The sequence below is a fragment of the Pontibacter pamirensis genome (assembly GCF_010015475.1).
Lineage (GTDB): Bacteria > Bacteroidota > Bacteroidia > Cytophagales > Hymenobacteraceae > Pontibacter > Pontibacter pamirensis.
On the sequence record NZ_SSNI01000016.1, the window covers coordinates 101,324 to 117,899 of the forward strand.

A 16,576-nucleotide genomic window follows, 5' to 3' on the forward strand; every position below is an offset into this window, starting at 1 on the left:
GAAGTAAAGAAGAGCAGCTCTGATTGGAGCTGCTTTTTTGTTGTAGGTTTTTTGAGTTTAGTTATGTAGAACGGAATATCAACTTTATTCGTTTATTTGTATAAAATCTAAAAAGATTGGAAAATCAAGGTCATATAGAAATACGAGTTGTTGGTAAAACAGGAAACTTAGAGTTATTACCTGATAATTACGATATTAAAGATATAATCTCGGTTTTACAGACTGCAGAGAACTTACTGTTTCCAAACAACAAGAAAGATAGGCCTTTGATAAGCTATGACATTGAAAAAGGCTCTGTCAAGCACATTATAAAAACTAGTATTCAAGCCATTATTGGATTTAATGCTATCATAGGTCAAGTAGCAAGCACAGAATCTATTGATTTCTTAGAGGTTCAATCTGCCAAAGCAATTGAAACACTTCAAGTAAACGCGATTAAACGAGATTTTGAAATAGAAATAAGAACCTCTGTAGCCAATTCTAACGAATTACTTATAAACAAAGACACAAGGTTCAACAGAACTCAAAATTTTTGGGTTGATGCTGAGTTTTATTTTTACGGTACACTTACAAATGCAGGTGGGAAAAATAAACCGAACATTCATTTAGATACTGAGGAGCATGGGTCTTTAACTATCACAACTGATAGGGAATATCTTCAAGACAAAGAAGAGAACCTGCTATATAAGAAATATGGAGTTCGGGCAATCGGTAAGCAAAACCTTGACACAGGCGAACTTGATAAAGCTAATTTACAATTAGTTGAACTTATAGACTATAACCCAAAATTTGATAAATCATATCTATCGTCATTAATGAAAAAAGCTTCTAAAAGCTGGCAAGACATTGGTGATGCTGATGAGTGGCTGGAACAAATGAGAGGAGGCTATGACGCATAGTGTACTCCTTGACACCAGTTTCTTTATCAGATTGTTAAATGAGAATGATAAGCTGCATCAGAATGCTCTAGGTTATTTTAAATACTGCTTGGACAAAGATTTTATACTAAAATGTTCTACCATTTCAATAGCAGAATACTGCGTTAGAGGTAAGTTTGATGAACTTCCATGGAGGAACTTACAAGTCTTGCCATTTAATACTGATCATGGAATTCGTGCGGGTGAGTTTGCAAATATAGTATTTAAAGAAAAAGGTACTTTAGAACTCACTAATAGAAATATTATCCCAAATGATTCTAAACTTTTTGCTCAAGCTGACACAGATAAATCTGTCAAGTATTTCATGACTTCTGATCAAGAATGTAAAAAGATTTACAAAATACTAGATGCAGCCTTATCACCTTCTTTTAAAATTATAGATATAAATATGCCGTACAACGAGCGTTTTGGAATATTGGATTTTTAGGACATCATTGTAGTTAAAATTAGAAAAGCAGCCCTTATATGGAGCTGCTTTTCTAATTTTGCGTAAAAGAGAAATGACCTGCCGCCATGCCCCCTCAAAAAAAGAAATCACATCCGGAAGAAAAACCGGGTTTACACCCGCGTAACAGGCATCGGGTACGCTATAATTTTAAGCAACTGGTGGCGAGTTGCCCTGCCTTGGGGCCTTTTGTAAAATTGAACGCCTACCAGGATACCTCAGTTGATTTCTTTGATCCGAAAGCCGTTAAGATGCTGAACAAGGCATTGCTGGCGCACTTCTACGGCATTCAAAACTGGGACATTCCACCCGATTATTTATGCCCGCCCATTCCGGGTAGAGCCGACTATATCCATCATGCCGCCGATCTGCTTGCTGCCTCCAGCCAAAATCAAATTCCAACTGGTAGCGGCATCAGGTGCTTGGATATTGGTGTAGGGGCAAGCTGTGTGTATCCCATCATCGGTCACAAAGAGTACGGATGGTCCTTTATAGGTTCTGATATTGACCCTGTTTCCATTGCTTCGGCAAACACAATAGTCGAATCAAATCCTGCTTTGAAAGGTGAGGTGGAACTGCGGCTGCAAAAGAATCCGCAGGATATTTTCCAGGGGATCATTAAAAGGGAAGATCGAATTGATCTGACGGTATGTAACCCTCCGTTTCATGCTTCCCTGGCAGAGGCGCAGGCAGGAACAGTGCGCAAGTTATTGAATCTGAAGCAACAGAAGATTGCGAAGCCAACGCTGAACTTTGGGGGCCAGAAAGCGGAACTGTGGTGCGAAGGAGGGGAGAGGCAGTTTGTGACGGATATGGTTTACCAAAGCACGCAATTCGCTGCTTCATGCTTTTTATTTACGACATTGGTTTCAAAGCAGACCAACCTCCACAGCATATACCAGGCACTAAAGCAGGTAGAGGCGCTGGAGGTGAAAACGATGCTCATGAGCCAGGGAAATAAGACAAGCCGCCTCGTCGCCTGGACCTTCCTTAACCCAGAGCAGCAGCAGAAATGGGTAGAGGCTAAATGGCAATAAAGCAGTGTTCAGCAAACGCTGATTCAGTCTTAAGGCTAGTGCTACAAACCTTCATAATGCGTCTGGCTGTAATAGTATCTGCTTTTGTAGATAAAATTTTTACTTAATATTTATAGTAGCTATGTTGCCAGTTAAGTTTTATTTTTCTGCCGTTCCCGGGTATGGGTAACAACAATTGAAATAAATTTCTAAAGTCTTCACGCCCTATACAAGGCAAACACCATGAAACAACACTACCGCTTCAATTATACTCTCTGTCTTCTGATAATATACTTTGCATTTTCGTGCAAGCAAAAAGAGACGCAACCCGACCTGGACGCGATAGAAACTGCCATGGGCAAAGAGACTCCCGCAGCAGCGGACAGCACATATAAAGCGGCTGAAGAGGCTAACGAAGCGCTGATACGGGAGTGTTCCGCCTATATGGAAGAGTGGGAGGAGCTGAATGCAACTAAGGCAGCATTTTATACCACAGTTGTTTTGCCAAAGGCTTTAGCGAACCCGGAGCTCACAGAGCAGAACAAAGCATTCTTGCTCGCCCTGGAAACATACCTGAACCAATCTGTAGTAGAAGCACATGCGGTACCCACTACAGAGCAGCTCCTGTTTCCCATTTTTAAGTTAGAGGAGAAAGAGCTTGGCATTTTCGGTTTCCCGGCTTATGACCACACAAGCGAATCATTTATAGACATCTCGGTTGAAAATAAAATATTAACAAGCAGCAGGCTCACAGCTACAATAGACAGTACAGCTATAGGTGAGGTGGTTTTTCACACGGAGTTGGCAGATTCTCTGTTCACGAACACCGACCAAACATTTACCGCTTTCACTACCGGAAGAAAAGTGCAGACAAAAGTGGTCAACTTTGGTTCCTACGCTGGTGAGTGCCTGGAGTACTACAACTACCTGATAGACAGTCAACCTTTCAAATCCACTGATAAAGTGCTTTTCGGGAGCAGGTACAATCTGGATCTGGCCTACAGGAATTACCCGGCAATTGATGCGCAGCTGCAGCGTCAGGTTAAAAAGGTATGTGAAGATTGCCCGAACAGCAGAGAGCATGAAAAAACCTTTGCTGCACTTAAAGGTGTAGATGACATTTACTTTACCTATGCAGACACTTTTCCACTAAACAATGAGTTGGAGACTCCTTTAAGAGGTTTAGTAATGAAGATGGGCAGTAAGGTAGTTTATTTATGGTATGCAGAAGTAGATTTGTTTGGCTGTAGTTGTTTGTAATGGATGCGCCACTAACCAATAAAGCCTACCTGCTAGAGAAATTCCCGGGGAAAGGGGGTTGGACCTACGCTTCCATTCCGGAGGTTCTGCAGGATAAACATGCGCCATTTGGCTGGGTTAGGGTGAGGGGCAACATCGACAGCTATGAACTGGAGGGCTATCGTTTAATGCCGATGGGCAACGGGAGCCTTTTTCTCCCAGTAAAGGCGGAAATCAGGAAGAAGCTAGGAAAGAAAGAGGGCGATTGGGTGCATGTGACGCTATATGCTGACAATACACCGCAGGAGGTACCGGAAGAACTACTTATTTGCCTCAAGGATGAACCAGCTGCATATGAAGCATTTCAGAACTGTACTCAAGGAGGGCAAAAAACCTTTGTAGATTGGATTTATACTGCCAAGACAGATGAAACCAAAGTGGAGCGTATCGTCCAGACCATCAATAAGATGCTGTGTAGCCAAAAGCAGCATAAATAAGAAGTGAGCCAAATTCATGTTTGGCACTTATCTGCAGGCTAGTGAATCAGAGTAGCTTGCAACAAACTTCGTCAAAAGCGACAAACAGGAAGCAGCTAAGCTATAGTTTATCAGCGTATCAAACTATGGCTTAGCTGCTTCTTGCTTGCAACTTAAACAATCTTAATCTAAGCAAGAAAGTATAAAGTGCCTGCTTCTGGTTTTGCTAATCTATCCATAGAAGCCTCTTCTTGAACCGGATTAGCGCATGTTTGAATCTTGTTTTAAAAGCTAAAATGAGTGATACTAGGTTCTGACAAGGCTCGTTCTGAGTATAATACCAGCGCTGTTTCGCAAAATTTAAACGTCCCGATTCCATCGGGAAAGCTGCCGTCAGGTTCCAGAAGCGCGCACTCTTCAGCTCAAAGTGTAAATTCTGAACATGCTCTTATTATAGATTCAAGTAATACTCAAAACCTGCAGTTTCCCACTTGGTTTTTTCTGTTGCTTTCACCTGCATGGTTCCATTGGAGGTTAAGGTAACATTTTTCAGTTTGTAGAACCCTTCTTTCAGGTTTTCAGGTATGGTGAGCCCCTCCACTTTAGCCTGGTCCGGAAGGCTGCCTCCATCACCGATAGTAACTGTTTCAAGAACCTCAATGGATTTCATTGGGCAGAAGTACAGCACCATCTTACCCTGTCTCTTCTCCAACCGAACAGGAGATAGGTTGGCTGTCACTGTTTCGCCGTGAGATAATTTCTCTTCCCGCATTCTCTTCTGCAAAACTTCTGGCTGCGACGAAGAAGTAACAATTACCTGCCTTGGCTCTCTGGCACCTGAAGGTTGATCCTTGGCACCAAACAAATTTCGAAAGAAAGTTGTGTACATGTTCATAGTGCTTACGCTTTAAAATATTAAAAAAAAGATTCTGAAGGCACTTAGTCTCAGACAGTCATCAGGTCCAGGTATTTACCTATTAGATCCAGGAAATGTCTCTTTCAATTGAGAACGAAGTTGCCTCTGCTCTTGTTCTTTCCAGTGCCTCATAAGTGACTAGCTACGAGTTTTTTAGGGTGAACGAAGCTAAATCAAAAGTAAAGACTATCTTATGTTATAGCTGACTCTGAAGACCTTCTGGTGTGCTGCGTAAAAACAAGAAAAAATTAATTGAGAGGCTGGTCATTTACCTGTCGGAAATGCCTGAACCACAGACATCCAACAGCTAATATTTTTTATGCGAAACCTGTCGACGGATACAACGGGCATTGCTTCTCCTTTTATGCCGTAAAACATCCCATTCTTACAGAATGGCTACCTTTGGCGCTAAACAAGTAAAGTAATGGAAGCAAAAGACAGCAACGGCAACATCCTCAACGACGGTGATGCTGTACACGTTATTAAAGATTTAAAAGTAAAAGGCATGCCCACTACTTTGAAGCGAGGCAACGTGATCAAGAGTATCCGTCTGACAAATAGTCCTGATGAAGTAAAGTGCCGCATTGGCAAAAGCCAGGTAGTGCTGCAGACCATGTACCTGAAGAAAGCCTGAACATACACCATCTTCTTCTGCCACTCCGCCACCTCAAACCCTTTTGGTCTTTTACATGTTTATATTTTCAACGTAACAACCAGTAAAAACAGAAACTTATGAAAGTAGCGAAAGACCCATCAGAATATAATAAGCTCACACCAGAAGAAGCACGCATCATTGTAAACAAAGGCACCGAATACCCGGGAACAGGGGAGTATGAGCACAACAAAGCAGAAGGTGTATACCTGTGCAAGCGCTGCAACAACCCTCTTTATACCTCAGAATACAAGTTTGAGTCACACTGCGGCTGGCCAAGCTTTGACGATGAGATAACCGGAGCGGTGAAGCGTGTGCCAGATGCTGACGGTCGCCGCACCGAGATTGTATGCGCCAACTGCGAGGCACACCTGGGCCACGTATTTGCGGGCGAATACCTGACGCCAAAGAACATACGCCACTGCGTAAACTCACTCTCAATGAAGTTTGTGCCAGTGGATGAACTGGAGAAGCAATAGAACAGCAGGGCAGAAGGCAGATGGGGGAACTCATCTGCCTTCTGTTTTTTACTGAAAGCTATGTGCTCCAATGGCTTCATAAAGAGGAGATGGTAACTTTATACTTCCTGTACAAGTAAAGTCCTAGCATAGGTATCTAGCACCATCCAAACCGATAAAATGCGCCGACCTTCCTTTTTTAGCACCCGCTACAACAGCTTTAAGTTTGCGTTCAAGGGTATGACTGCCGTCTTCCGCACCGAACCCAACATGCACCTCCATGTGCTGGCAAGCATCATTGTGTTTGTGATGGCGTACCGCTTCGAAGTGACGCGCATGGAGTGGTGCCTGCTCATCTTCTGTGTCGGCTTAGTATGGATGGCAGAAATCTTTAATACCTCCATTGAAACGCTCGTCAACCTTGTTTCGCCGGAGTATAATATTCTGGCTGGCAAGACCAAGGATTTAGCGGCAGGAGCCGTGCTGATGGCAGCTATCACAGCGGCAATTATCGGCTTGGTTATCTTTATACCCTATTGGGAAGCCTACGTAAAAGGTTAATTCAGCAGGCTTTCATATAAAGACAGGTTTGTTACCTTTGCTCCGCTAATCAGATAAGGCATCATGACAAAAGCAGGCACTATGGTTTGGGCATTTACATTAGCTGCAGCTGTAACAATGGCTGCCTGCAAACCGGGTGTGTCGCCGATAATATCAGAGGCCGCTACCGCCAACGCACAGGGTGCTCCCTGGCTAAACCAAATGATTCAGCAGATGCAGGAAGAGGCAACCGCTAACCCGCCTGCCAAAGTTTACCGCTATACTTATAAAGACCAGGAGGTATACTATGTCACGGGCCGCTGCTGCGATATACCGGGGAAGGTATATGATATGTACGGAAACATCATCTGTGAGCCGGACGGTGGTATAACAGGCAAGGGCGACGGCCGCTGCCCCGACTTTTTTGAGCAGCGAAAAGACGAAACTTTAATTTGGGAAGATAAACGAGAAAAATAAAAAATGACTGGAAACGACGTACTGAAAAACCTATCAGAATATAATATCTGGGCCAACAAGACAATGCTGGACGTATTCAGCAGCCTGCCGGAAGTGCCTGCTAATGCGGCCCGCCTGTTTAGCCATGCCCTTAATGCACAGGCTATCTGGATTGCCCGCATCACCGGCACCGAGAGCTCTGTAAAAGTATGGCAGGAGCACAACCTGGAAGAGCTAAAGAACCTACATGAATACTCTTCTTATAAAATAGCCGAACTGGCGCAGAATGCCGACGAAGCAGAATTCGACCGCCTGATTGATTACAGCAATAGCCTCGGCAACAAGTACAGCACCCGCGTGCTGGATATTCTGACGCACGCCTTCAACCACGCCACGTACCATCGTGCCCAAACGGCCACTGACCTGCGCAAAAACGGCCATACGCCTCCAAACACAGATTACGTAACTTATGTGCGTGAGCTGATGGGGCAGGTGTTTTAGATTTGACATTAGAAGTAGGACTTTTGGACAAAGGACGAAAGAGAAGGATAAGCGGAAGCATCTGCTTTTACTAATTTGTCATCTTAATCAGCCTTAAGTTAACTCTATCACACTAAAAAAGGAGCTCTACAAATCGTAGAGCTCCTTTTTTTTGTGATAGAAATCTTTTGTCAAACAGTCTTTTATCCTTTGTCTATTTGTTCTTTGTATAAAAGCCCATCGGCCGGGACTGGCTGTTTAGTTACCACCCTGGGTTGTATCTGCTGGCGTGGCAGCTGGCTTGGTCAGTTGCTTCAGGAAACCACCTACTTTGTCAGTGGCTTGCTTCTTGATTTGCTGCTCGGCTTCCCTGCGTTTTTTCTCCAGCTCCTGTTGTGCCTGGCGCTCCACCTCCTGCTTTCTGCGGTTTAACTCGGCCTGCACAGTATCCTGCAGCTGCTGCTTGCGCTCATCCACCTCTTGCCTTGCTTCATCCAGTTTGTTCTGCACCGCATCCTGCACTACGTTAGCCGCCTGCTCTTTCACAGAGCCGCCTGCCAGCGAAACTTTCGGATCAGACACAGTTCCACCGATGTTCAGGTTCAAGTTAATGCGCTCTGAAGTGGCCAGGCTCTCACTGCCTATCATGCTGGCAAGGCGGGTATTGATTTCACGCCCTACTTTGCCTGTCGGCACATTGAGGGTTGTTACATAATCAATGTTCCCGCTTGCATCGTTTGAGCCACCGACTTTCATGTCTATGTTGCCTACATTCAGTTCGAACGGCTTTACCACCAGCTTACCATCCACAATCTGAGCATCAATCACCTTGTTCTCAATTACAAAGTTTTTTAACTCCTGTATGTTCGTCAGGTTACTGATTTTATCCACGATGGCTACATTGCCTACAGCGGCTCTGAGCACGCGAATAACCCCTGAACCATCCACTGTATTGAAAATTGGTATCATATCCTGGCCAAGCTCTCCGGCAAATGCGAAGTTAGTGGAGAACTTGCCCTCCAGCACACCTGCAATCGGAGCCAGTGCCTGTATGGTGTTAAAGGAGTTGAAGGCCTCTTTGAAACCTAGATCCTGGATGTCCAGGTTCATATCGAACAGGGGCTGCTGCAGGCTTTGTGTGTTGTAGCTACCATTGGTTGCAAAGGTCGCTCCCAGTGTATTGAAAGTTACTTTGTTCAGCCTGGCTATTTTGTCCTTCACCTGCACCTGCCCGCTTACATTGTTCAGCTTCAGGTTATTATAAAGCACCTGCTTCGCATCAATGTTCAGAGCCACATCCAGGTTGGCCGGCACTTCTACCACACCTTCTGAGGCGGTTTCTTCTACCGGAGCACCAGTGTTCTCGTCCACCATCCACTCGTTCACATCAAACAGATTCGAGCTGATGTTGAACGTACCGCGCAGCGACTGGTTATCGGCCATTGCGTAGCCTATGTAATTAGATAGACTGCCACTGGCCTGAATGTCGCTCTTGCCTAGGTAGCCGTTCATGTTCTGCAGGTTAATGCGCTCATTGTTAAACGTAGCATTGGCCTGGTTAATCTTCATACCCTGCGGCAAGTCTGTGCTTACAAAAGTAAGGTCGTTAATTGCCATGGTGCCGTTGGCAGTGATGTTGTTATACTTCTCAGCCTCTATATCACTCATCTTGCCTTTAGCAGCTACATCCGCATTAATACGCCCGGAAAGCGTCATATCCTCCAGCGGGAAGATCTTTGTAAGCTTCGTAAGGTCCAGTATACCCTTGATGCGGCCGTCAAAAGCAGGCTGATCAATGCCTTGCACCAGCATATTACCCTCCAGTGGCTCGCCATCCAAGGTCATATTAAAGCGCTCGATGTTGATGCGGGTATCATCAGTGTTGCCAGTTGTGTTGCGGATGTTCGTCACCATGTTCAGGTCCTGGATAGGCGCCGGAAACTCTTCCGATTTCACATAGCCGTTGGTCAGGTTCATGTCGGCATCTATCACCGGCATACTTGTTTCGGAGTAGGTACCCTTGGCATCAGCGTCTACTTTCAGCAGGCCGCGCAGTGTCATACCTTCCACGGGGAACACTTTGGTCATTTCCGCCAGGTCGATGTTCGCTTTCACGTTACCATCTACCTGCATCACACTGTCCAAGCCTGCTATCACTACTTTCGCATCCACCGGGTTTTTACCCAGGTCGAGGTGGAACTGGCGCACTTCTACATTAGTGTTGGCCAATTCTCCGTCTTTGCTGTCCACGCTCATGTCCACGTTGATGTTGCGGGCAGCCTCCGGCAAGTCTGGGTACTTGAACATTCCGTCTATCACTTTCAGGTCCACACCATAGCCGGGCATGAGGGTATCATTCATGCGGCCTTTCAGGTATCCGTCAAAACTTAACTTACCTTCTGTATTGATATCTTCAAATTGTTCGCTGTACATACCTGGCACCACCGACAGCACGTTGCGGAAATCCGTTTCCGTGGCTGTAAAGGTTAGGTCCATGTCAATGTTCTCTTCCGGCATCAGGATAGTGCCATCGAACTTAAACGGAAATTCGTTGATGCGTATATTGTTGTCCTTAAAAGTGTAGAGGGACTGATTCAGGTCCATCGCCATGGTGACATCGGCGTTCAGTCTGGCGTTCTGGATATAGTTCGTGCCATCATAGGTCATCACAAAGCGATCTACCGTGGTATGCGATTCCATATCAAACACATCCTGCTCAAAGTCGCCGCTACCGGTGTGGTTCACGTTATAGGCTGCCATACCAAACGGTATGCTCAGATCATCGTAGTAGAGCGTGCCGTTGTTCACTTCCCAGCCTTTTATGGCCATCCTGAAATCGCTGGCTGCCGTATCAACAGGCGTTTCATCGGCAAGGCTGTCTTCCAGCATAATATCCCAGTTGGCTTTTCCGCTTTCGAGCACAATAAGCCGTATAACGGGTTCGTCTAAGGTAATAGAGTTCACCTTCAGCTCGTCCCCTGATATTACGCTCATCAAGTTCAGTCCCATCCGGAAAGAGGGGATGCGGGCCAGTGTATCGGTGGCGAAGGAGTCTTTACCGATAACAGAGAGGTTGTCTACGCCCAGCGAAAGGTTCGGGAAATCGCGGAAAAGCGAGAGGCTCACGTCGTCTGTCTCGTAGAGCACCCGGGCATCAATATTTTTGGCTATCTCTTTGTCGAGGGCTTGCTTGATTTTATCTTTGAACAGAACAGGCACTATAGCCGCTGTGATAAGCAGCAGGGCCAGAAAGATAAAAAAGCCGATAACTACTTTTTTCATATAGATGGTTGGTTAATTCGGTCGTTCTTCAAATATAAAAGCTATTCTATTCACTTTGATAGCTAAAACCGTGCTAATTTATGAGTAGCTCCTTAAGTAATGGTACCTTTATAATAGCGTTGCAGTTAGATTGTTCTGTATAGGCATGGGTTTAAAAAAGATATTTCTGCTGTGTGGGTGCTGCTTATGGGCTTTTATTGCCGGGGCGCAGGATGTACAGTTCACGCAGCAGTATGCCAACCGAATATACCTGAATCCTGCATTTGCGGGCATTAACAGCGACTGGAGCATTGCGCTGGCGCACCGTAACCAGTGGCCCGCCCTTAATGGTTCCTTCATCACAAACCAGCTTGCCGCAGATTACAGGCTGCCGGATACCAAAAGTGCCGTAAGCCTGCTGGTGCAGCAGGACCGTGCCGGGGTAGGAGGGTTGCAGAAATGGCAGCTATCAGGAGGTTATGCCTACCATACCAACCTTACAGAAAAATGGGCTATGTCGGCGGGCCTCCAGGCAAGTGTAGCTTCGCTGCGCGTCAATTTTGATAATCTGGTATTCGGAGACCAGTTGTCAGACAACGGGCAGGTGGCAGTGACTTCGGCAGAGGCCAATAGTTTTAAGCCAAGCTATTACATGGATTTCACCGTAGGTGGCCTGGTATACTCCGATCAGTTTTGGGCAGGCCTTACGGCGGCACACCTGAACAGGCCTGGTTACGGATTTAACCAGGAAACGGAATTACCAGTCCAATTCACGGCCATAATGGGATATAAATTTTATGCAAAATCTTACGAAGAGCGGGGCCAGTTGTTTGAACTTAGCTTTTCACCCACGGCCACATTTATCCATCAACAAAATTTAAATCGCTTAGATTTAGGTATATATACTAATTACACGCCCCTGACGTTAGGGTTTATATATCGGGGAATTCCAGTAACTGGCGGAACTAACCAGGACCAAACCTTGTCCATCATAGCAGGCCTGCAGCTGAAGAATCTCAAAATTGGCTATAGCCACGATGTTGGCATACAGGGATTTAGTGAAGAAGCTGGCGGTGCGAACGAAATTTCACTTGTTTTTGAACCTGCCGATTTAAATAATCTGTTCAAAGGCAACTCAAGGCGTAAATTAAACAGAAACATTGTTTGTCCAGCATTCTGATTTTAGTTATAATTGCACATTAAATTACGTTACAAGAACCTTATCTTAATTGGGTACTAATTTATGAAGTTGATTAAGTATTTATCAGTAGCAGTTGTAGGAGGTTTTCTCCTTGGATCCTGCTCTAAGGGAGGCCAGCCAACCAGCACGAACCCCGGCGCTTACAGTAGCGCAACAGGGATCGAGTATGGCGAGGATGAAGAAGCCTTTAATGTTCCGGAGTATGCTGAGTTCCCACAGGGACCGGGCCTCGTGTTCATTGAAGGTGGCCGGACGGTGCTTGGCTCTATGGAAGAAGATATTGCCATGACACGCGACAATGTGGAGCGTACTGTAACGGTGGCTTCTTTCTATATGGATGAAACGGAAGTAGCCAACATCCACTGGCTCGAGTACCTGCATTACCTCAAGAAGGACTCCCTACCTGAAGTATACCAGGCTGCCCTGCCAGACACTACTGTTTGGTCACGTCAGTTGTCATTCAACGACCCTTATGTAACATATTACCTGCGTTACCCAGGTTTCCGCTTCTTCCCGGTAGTGGGCGTGAGCTGGTTACAGGCAAACGACTTCGCGATATGGCGTACAGCTAAGGTGAACGAAAACTTTGCCGCTCAGGAAACTGGCGGTGGCCGCAGAGGCTTGTTTGGCCGTGGCGGTGGAAGCGATGAAGCAGTAGAAGGTTCAGCACCGTCTATCGAGTCTGGTCTTGTGTTGCCGAACTACCGTCTCCCAACAGAGGCTGAATGGGAATACGCTGCGCAGGCGATGATTGGTACCCAATACACGGAGGATGAAAACCAGAATAACCGTCGCCTTTACCCATGGGACGGACACCAGGTGCGTAACCCGTATGGTAAGGAAATGGGTAAGTTTATGGCTAACTTCAAGCGTGGCCGCGGTGACTATGCCGGTATTGCCGGTTCTTTGAACGACGGTGCCATGATCACAGATTATATCTACAGCTACCCTCCTAACGACTTCGGTCTGTATAACATGGCTGGTAACGTAAACGAGTGGGTGCAGGACATCTACCGTCCGTTGTCTTACCAGGATGTAGAGGATCTGAACCCTTTCCGTAGAGATGGAACCCTGGATGAGGCTGAGAACTACGACTCAAGCGAAGGTTTCCACTCGCTTGTAAACGATGAGGTTCGTGTGTTTAAAGGCGGTTCTTGGAAAGATGTAGCTTACTGGTTGTCTCCTGGTACACGCCGCTTCATGGCACAGGATTCTTCCACTGCCACTATCGGTTTCCGTTGCGCCATGATTAACGCAGGCTCTAACAGATAAGCATTCGCAGTAAATCAAATATTGATAAGCAAAAAGCCCGGAAGCAGTTCCGGGCTTTTTGCTTTCAAAACAATCGCAACATACTACAATGAGTGAACAGGAAAAACCGCATAAAATTCTCTTCCGGTTTAACAGCAGCCTCTTCGGAAAAGAAATGGTCGAATCGTTGTGGGCACTGGAGGTAGAAGCCGACCAGGGACTTTATAAAATCGACAGTATCCCGTACTACGTGCCGCTCATTGCCACAGAAGACATTGTGCGGGCAACTTATAATAAGATGGAGGAAGGCCTGCTTTACCAGGAGACTGTTACTCCTTCCGGCAACTCTACCATCCAGGTGATACGGCAAAACGAGGATACACCGCTGCTGGACCTGCGCAAGCAGTTCGCCGAGGTAGGGTGTGTATCAGTGGAGGTGAACGAAGATTTCTTCGTGCTGGAGGTGCCAGTCAATATAAATTATGCTGTGGTAAAAGATAAACTGGATGAACTGGAGCAACAGGAGGAAATAGAGTATGCCGAGCCGAGCCTGTCGGATATACACCGGGAGCAGACAAGTTTAGCAGAAGCTACAGGTAGTTTACTTTGCTTTATGCTACGCCGCTGCAATGGTAACCACACTCACCTCCATAGCGCCTGCTGCCAGCAATGCCACCGCACAGGCTTCTAGGGTCGCACCTGTCGTCATCACATCATCTACCAACAGCACCCGCTTGCCCCGCACCTCTATTGGCTGGTGCACCTGAAATACCTGCTCTACGTTTTGCCAGCGGTCCAGCCTGTTCTTGCGGGTCTGGGTGGAGGTGTCAATCGTTCTTAATAAAGCCTTACCATTATGAGGAAGCTGCATGGCCTGAGCCAAACCCCTTGAAAAACTTTCGGCCTGGTTATAGCCACGGCGGCGCAGCTTGTATTTATGTAGCGGCACCGGCACCACCACATCAAAATGTTCCGGGTAATAATGGTCGGAGAGGAGGGAGCCATACCGCTGCCCCAGATGCTCGCCCAGTTCTTTTGCTCCCTTATACTTTAGCTTGTGCAACAGCCGCTGCACTCTGCCCTTCGGCATAAAGTGCAGGTATGAGAAGGCGAACCGCACCGGCACCTTACCCCAAAACCTGCGCTGCAGCGGGTTTAATTCTGTTGCCCCATGCACATGCGAGTCTGTGTAAGGCAGCTTTACGCTGCATTTGGTGCAGATGTATTTCTCACCGCGTGCCATGGCCCCGTCACAGGCATAGCAACTTTTAGGGAACAACAGCGAAAGCAGGTCGTCGAACATTGGCAGGGAACTACGGTTTAAGGTATTATGGTTAACTTTGCGTAAATAATATACACTTTTTAAAGGCTTAACAAGCAATAGCAAACATCAGAATGAGCTTAGTAGAAGAATTCAACGACTACCGCACGCGCATGAACGAGCGCATTATGTCTTACGACAATAAAGTAATAAAACGTTTCTTCAACCTCGACACCAATACTTACATGGAGGGTGCCCTGGACGTTAAAACAAAGGAAATGCTGGGCTTGGTGGCCTCTATGGTATTGCGCTGCGACGACTGCATCAAGTACCACGTGGGCAAATGCTACGAAGAGGGTGTAACTGACGAGCAGATAATGGAGGTGTTCTCCATCGCCAACCTCGTGGGCGGTTCCATTGTGATTCCACATTTCAGAAGAGCCGTAGAGTACTGGGAGGAGCTGAAAGAGCGGGGAAGCGCTGAGTAAATTTAATTGTTAAATGGCTGTATGGCTAAATTGTTGATTTCTCACATATATATTTTATCAAAATTCTGCTAACCAGCCATTTAACATTTAAACCATTCAACAATTAACATGAGATTTGATTCTGACAACTTAGAACATAACTGGACGCAGCTGCGGGCTTCGCTGATGAAGCAGTTCGGCAAAAAACCGGATATGAACGCAATCCTGTTCCTGATAGGAATACAGGAACTGGGAATCGGCATCCGGGAGTTTACCAAAGAAGAAAAGCAGGACCTGATGCACATCGCCACCTGCAAAGTCTTCAGCCTGTCCGGTTACTACGAGTACACCGGCACCGACGAAGAAGGCTGGCCACACTATAAAGCTGTGAAAACAATTCCCTTTGCCAATTTAAGAGAGCAGGAAAATATGCTTAAATGGCATGTAATTGAGTATTTCAACCAATCAGAAGAACTTTAAAACGTAGCGCGTATCAAGTAGCACGATATTCAAATATTACTGGCACGAAAATCAAGATCCTGCATCTCATACTCTTTTCGTCACTACTGCTCTTAACAAAAGACACCGGTAAGAACGGCAAGCCCTAAGTTGTGATACCCCATACGAGCTACGTGATTCGCTAAAAATACCCATGAAAATTATTACCTACAATGTAAACGGCATTCGTGCCGCGCTTACTAAAGGCTTTGGCGACTGGCTAAAGGCTGCTAACCCGGATGTACTGTGCCTGCAGGAGATTAAGGCAGACGAGTCTAAATTTGACAAGGAGTTTTTTGAGCAGATGGGTTACCACGTGTACCTGCACCCGGCTGTAAAGAAAGGCTACAGCGGTGTGGCTATTTTGTCCAAAGAAAAGCCGAAGCACGTGGAGGTGGGCTGCGGCATAGAATGCTATGATTTGGAAGGCCGGGTATTGCGCGCTGACTATGATAGTGTGTCGGTGATGAGCGTGTACATGCCTTCCGGATCCAGCGGTGACGAGCGCCAGGGCTTCAAGTTTAAATGGCTCGATAATTTTAACGGGTATATAAAAGAACTGAAGCACCAACTGCCCGGTTTAATCATTAGCGGCGACTATAATATTTGCCACCAGGCTATCGATATACACAACCCGAAGTCGAATGCGAACAGCTCAGGCTTTTTGCCGGAGGAGCGTACCTGGTTAGGCCAGTTTATTGACAGCGGCTTTATCGACTCGTTTCGGCACTTTAACCCGGAGCCGCATAACTACACCTGGTGGAGTTATCGTGCCGGCGCACGCAACAAAAATCTTGGTTGGCGTATTGATTATAACATGGTTACTGAAAACCTGCGTGACAGACTGAAGCGCGCCGCTATCCTCACTGAAGCGAAGCACTCAGACCATTGCCCGGTATTACTGGAACTGCACTAAAAAAGACATACTAAAGTAAAGGCAATCAGAGTTAGTACTTTAGTGGCTTATTGCGATACATTTCCTACTTAACAGCAATACTTTAGCAGTATTTAGTTAACTTAC

19 protein-coding genes are annotated in these 16,576 nt (G+C 46.1%); 16 read left to right on the plus strand and 3 right to left on the minus strand.

The window, feature by feature from the left end; all coding sequences use genetic code 11:
• Positions 1-116: 116 nt before the first annotated feature.
• From E1919_RS14680 to E1919_RS14700, 5 genes are all read left to right on the plus strand, one after another.
• A complete protein-coding gene (locus tag E1919_RS14680; RefSeq protein ID WP_162054156.1) occupies positions 117-899 on the plus strand; it encodes a hypothetical protein in 783 nt (260 codons plus the stop codon).
• Positions 889-1,365, plus strand: coding sequence for a PIN domain-containing protein (locus E1919_RS14685; protein ID WP_162054157.1), 477 nt, complete (start codon positions 889-891; stop codon positions 1,363-1,365). The genes E1919_RS14680 and E1919_RS14685 overlap by 11 nt, the downstream gene beginning before the upstream one ends.
• A gap of 86 nt (positions 1,366-1,451) precedes the next feature.
• Complete coding sequence (gene rlmF / locus E1919_RS14690) at positions 1,452-2,420, plus strand: 23S rRNA (adenine(1618)-N(6))-methyltransferase RlmF (protein ID WP_162054158.1); 969 nt, start codon at positions 1,452-1,454, stop codon at positions 2,418-2,420.
• Positions 2,421-2,642: 222 nt separating this feature from the next.
• Positions 2,643-3,659 (plus strand): hypothetical protein, encoded by a 1,017-nt coding sequence (locus tag E1919_RS14695; RefSeq protein ID WP_162054159.1) that lies wholly within the window; start codon positions 2,643-2,645, stop codon positions 3,657-3,659.
• Complete coding sequence (locus tag E1919_RS14700) at positions 3,659-4,135, plus strand: YdeI/OmpD-associated family protein (protein ID WP_162054160.1); 477 nt, start codon at positions 3,659-3,661, stop codon at positions 4,133-4,135. Before E1919_RS14695 ends, E1919_RS14700 begins: the two co-directional genes overlap by 1 nt.
• Before the next feature lie 430 nt (positions 4,136-4,565).
• Here the strand turns inward: E1919_RS14700 and E1919_RS14705 are convergent, their stop codons facing one another.
• Positions 4,566-5,009 (minus strand): hypothetical protein, encoded by a 444-nt coding sequence (locus E1919_RS14705; RefSeq protein ID WP_162054161.1) that lies wholly within the window; start codon positions 5,007-5,009, stop codon positions 4,566-4,568.
• Between the two features lie 445 nt (positions 5,010-5,454).
• Between E1919_RS14705 and E1919_RS14710 the strand changes: the two genes are divergently transcribed.
• From E1919_RS14710 to E1919_RS14730, 5 genes are all read left to right on the plus strand, one after another.
• Positions 5,455-5,664: an alkylphosphonate utilization protein gene (locus E1919_RS14710; RefSeq protein ID WP_162054162.1), complete on the plus strand. Its 210-nt coding sequence runs from the start codon at positions 5,455-5,457 to the stop codon at positions 5,662-5,664.
• Positions 5,665-5,762: 98 nt separating this feature from the next.
• On the plus strand, positions 5,763-6,161 hold the full coding sequence (locus E1919_RS14715) for a methionine-R-sulfoxide reductase (RefSeq protein ID WP_162054163.1): 399 nt from the start codon (positions 5,763-5,765) through the stop codon (positions 6,159-6,161).
• 159 nt (positions 6,162-6,320) lie between these two features.
• Positions 6,321-6,701, plus strand: coding sequence for a diacylglycerol kinase family protein (locus E1919_RS14720; protein WP_162054164.1), 381 nt, complete (start codon positions 6,321-6,323; stop codon positions 6,699-6,701).
• Positions 6,702-6,782: 81 nt separating this feature from the next.
• A complete protein-coding gene (locus E1919_RS14725) occupies positions 6,783-7,157 on the plus strand; it encodes a DUF6970 domain-containing protein (protein ID WP_202915915.1) in 375 nt (124 codons plus the stop codon).
• 3 nt (positions 7,158-7,160) lie between these two features.
• Entirely contained in the window at positions 7,161-7,637 is a 477-nt protein-coding gene (locus E1919_RS14730) for a DinB family protein (RefSeq protein ID WP_162054165.1), read from the plus strand.
• Between the two features lie 237 nt (positions 7,638-7,874).
• Here E1919_RS14730 and E1919_RS14735 read toward each other — a convergent pair whose 3' ends face one another.
• Positions 7,875-10,898, minus strand: coding sequence for an AsmA family protein (locus tag E1919_RS14735; RefSeq protein ID WP_162054166.1), 3,024 nt, complete (start codon positions 10,896-10,898; stop codon positions 7,875-7,877).
• A 145-nt stretch (positions 10,899-11,043) separates the two neighbouring features.
• On the opposite strand from E1919_RS14735, the gene E1919_RS14740 reads away from it, so the two are divergent.
• The 3 genes from E1919_RS14740 to E1919_RS14750 all read left to right on the plus strand — a co-directional run bounded on the left by E1919_RS14740 (position 11,044) and on the right by E1919_RS14750 (position 14,020).
• Positions 11,044-12,057 (plus strand): PorP/SprF family type IX secretion system membrane protein, encoded by a 1,014-nt coding sequence (locus E1919_RS14740; RefSeq protein ID WP_162054167.1) that lies wholly within the window; start codon positions 11,044-11,046, stop codon positions 12,055-12,057.
• A gap of 63 nt (positions 12,058-12,120) precedes the next feature.
• Positions 12,121-13,350, plus strand: a complete 1,230-nt coding sequence (gene gldJ / locus E1919_RS14745; protein WP_162054168.1) for a gliding motility lipoprotein GldJ — start codon at positions 12,121-12,123, stop codon at positions 13,348-13,350.
• Between the two features lie 88 nt (positions 13,351-13,438).
• A complete protein-coding gene (locus tag E1919_RS14750) occupies positions 13,439-14,020 on the plus strand; it encodes a DUF4265 domain-containing protein (RefSeq protein WP_162054169.1) in 582 nt (193 codons plus the stop codon).
• Here the strand turns inward: E1919_RS14750 and E1919_RS14755 are convergent.
• Complete coding sequence (locus E1919_RS14755; RefSeq protein WP_237144401.1) at positions 13,946-14,632, minus strand: ComF family protein; 687 nt, start codon at positions 14,630-14,632, stop codon at positions 13,946-13,948. The two genes, E1919_RS14750 and E1919_RS14755, sit on opposite strands and share 75 nt — an antisense overlap.
• Positions 14,633-14,724: 92 nt before the next feature.
• Between E1919_RS14755 and E1919_RS14760 the strand changes: the two genes are divergently transcribed.
• The 3 genes from E1919_RS14760 to E1919_RS14770 all read left to right on the plus strand — a co-directional run bounded on the left by E1919_RS14760 (position 14,725) and on the right by E1919_RS14770 (position 16,471).
• Positions 14,725-15,078: a carboxymuconolactone decarboxylase family protein gene (locus E1919_RS14760; RefSeq protein ID WP_162054170.1), complete on the plus strand. Its 354-nt coding sequence runs from the start codon at positions 14,725-14,727 to the stop codon at positions 15,076-15,078.
• A gap of 108 nt (positions 15,079-15,186) precedes the next feature.
• Complete coding sequence (locus tag E1919_RS14765; RefSeq protein ID WP_162054171.1) at positions 15,187-15,537, plus strand: hypothetical protein; 351 nt, start codon at positions 15,187-15,189, stop codon at positions 15,535-15,537.
• A 172-nt stretch (positions 15,538-15,709) separates the two neighbouring features.
• Entirely contained in the window at positions 15,710-16,471 is a 762-nt protein-coding gene (locus tag E1919_RS14770; protein WP_162054172.1) for an exodeoxyribonuclease III, read from the plus strand.
• Positions 16,472-16,576 lie beyond the last annotated feature (105 nt).

What these genes read in the sequence shown, in the direction of transcription:
- E1919_RS14685 (WP_162054157.1), top strand. Translation starts at nt 889, where the DNA reads ATGACGCATAGTGTACTCCTTGACACCAGTTTCTTTATCAGATTGTTA.
- rlmF (WP_162054158.1), top strand. Translation starts at nt 1,452, where the DNA reads ATGCCCCCTCAAAAAAAGAAATCACATCCGGAAGAAAAACCGGGTTTA.
- E1919_RS14695 (WP_162054159.1), top strand. Translation starts at nt 2,643, where the DNA reads ATGAAACAACACTACCGCTTCAATTATACTCTCTGTCTTCTGATAATA.
- E1919_RS14700 (WP_162054160.1), top strand. Translation starts at nt 3,659, where the DNA reads ATGGATGCGCCACTAACCAATAAAGCCTACCTGCTAGAGAAATTCCCG.
- E1919_RS14705 (WP_162054161.1), bottom strand. Translation starts at nt 5,009, where the DNA reads ATGAACATGTACACAACTTTCTTTCGAAATTTGTTTGGTGCCAAGGAT.
- E1919_RS14710 (WP_162054162.1), top strand. Translation starts at nt 5,455, where the DNA reads ATGGAAGCAAAAGACAGCAACGGCAACATCCTCAACGACGGTGATGCT.
- E1919_RS14715 (WP_162054163.1), top strand. Translation starts at nt 5,763, where the DNA reads ATGAAAGTAGCGAAAGACCCATCAGAATATAATAAGCTCACACCAGAA.
- E1919_RS14720 (WP_162054164.1), top strand. Translation starts at nt 6,321, where the DNA reads ATGCGCCGACCTTCCTTTTTTAGCACCCGCTACAACAGCTTTAAGTTT.
- E1919_RS14725 (WP_202915915.1), top strand. Translation starts at nt 6,783, where the DNA reads ATGGTTTGGGCATTTACATTAGCTGCAGCTGTAACAATGGCTGCCTGC.
- E1919_RS14730 (WP_162054165.1), top strand. Translation starts at nt 7,161, where the DNA reads ATGACTGGAAACGACGTACTGAAAAACCTATCAGAATATAATATCTGG.
- E1919_RS14735 (WP_162054166.1), bottom strand. Translation starts at nt 10,898, where the DNA reads ATGAAAAAAGTAGTTATCGGCTTTTTTATCTTTCTGGCCCTGCTGCTT.
- E1919_RS14740 (WP_162054167.1), top strand. Translation starts at nt 11,044, where the DNA reads ATGGGTTTAAAAAAGATATTTCTGCTGTGTGGGTGCTGCTTATGGGCT.
- gldJ (WP_162054168.1), top strand. Translation starts at nt 12,121, where the DNA reads ATGAAGTTGATTAAGTATTTATCAGTAGCAGTTGTAGGAGGTTTTCTC.
- E1919_RS14750 (WP_162054169.1), top strand. Translation starts at nt 13,439, where the DNA reads ATGAGTGAACAGGAAAAACCGCATAAAATTCTCTTCCGGTTTAACAGC.
- E1919_RS14755 (WP_237144401.1), bottom strand. Translation starts at nt 14,632, where the DNA reads ATGTTCGACGACCTGCTTTCGCTGTTGTTCCCTAAAAGTTGCTATGCC.
- E1919_RS14760 (WP_162054170.1), top strand. Translation starts at nt 14,725, where the DNA reads ATGAGCTTAGTAGAAGAATTCAACGACTACCGCACGCGCATGAACGAG.
- E1919_RS14765 (WP_162054171.1), top strand. Translation starts at nt 15,187, where the DNA reads ATGAGATTTGATTCTGACAACTTAGAACATAACTGGACGCAGCTGCGG.
- E1919_RS14770 (WP_162054172.1), top strand. Translation starts at nt 15,710, where the DNA reads ATGAAAATTATTACCTACAATGTAAACGGCATTCGTGCCGCGCTTACT.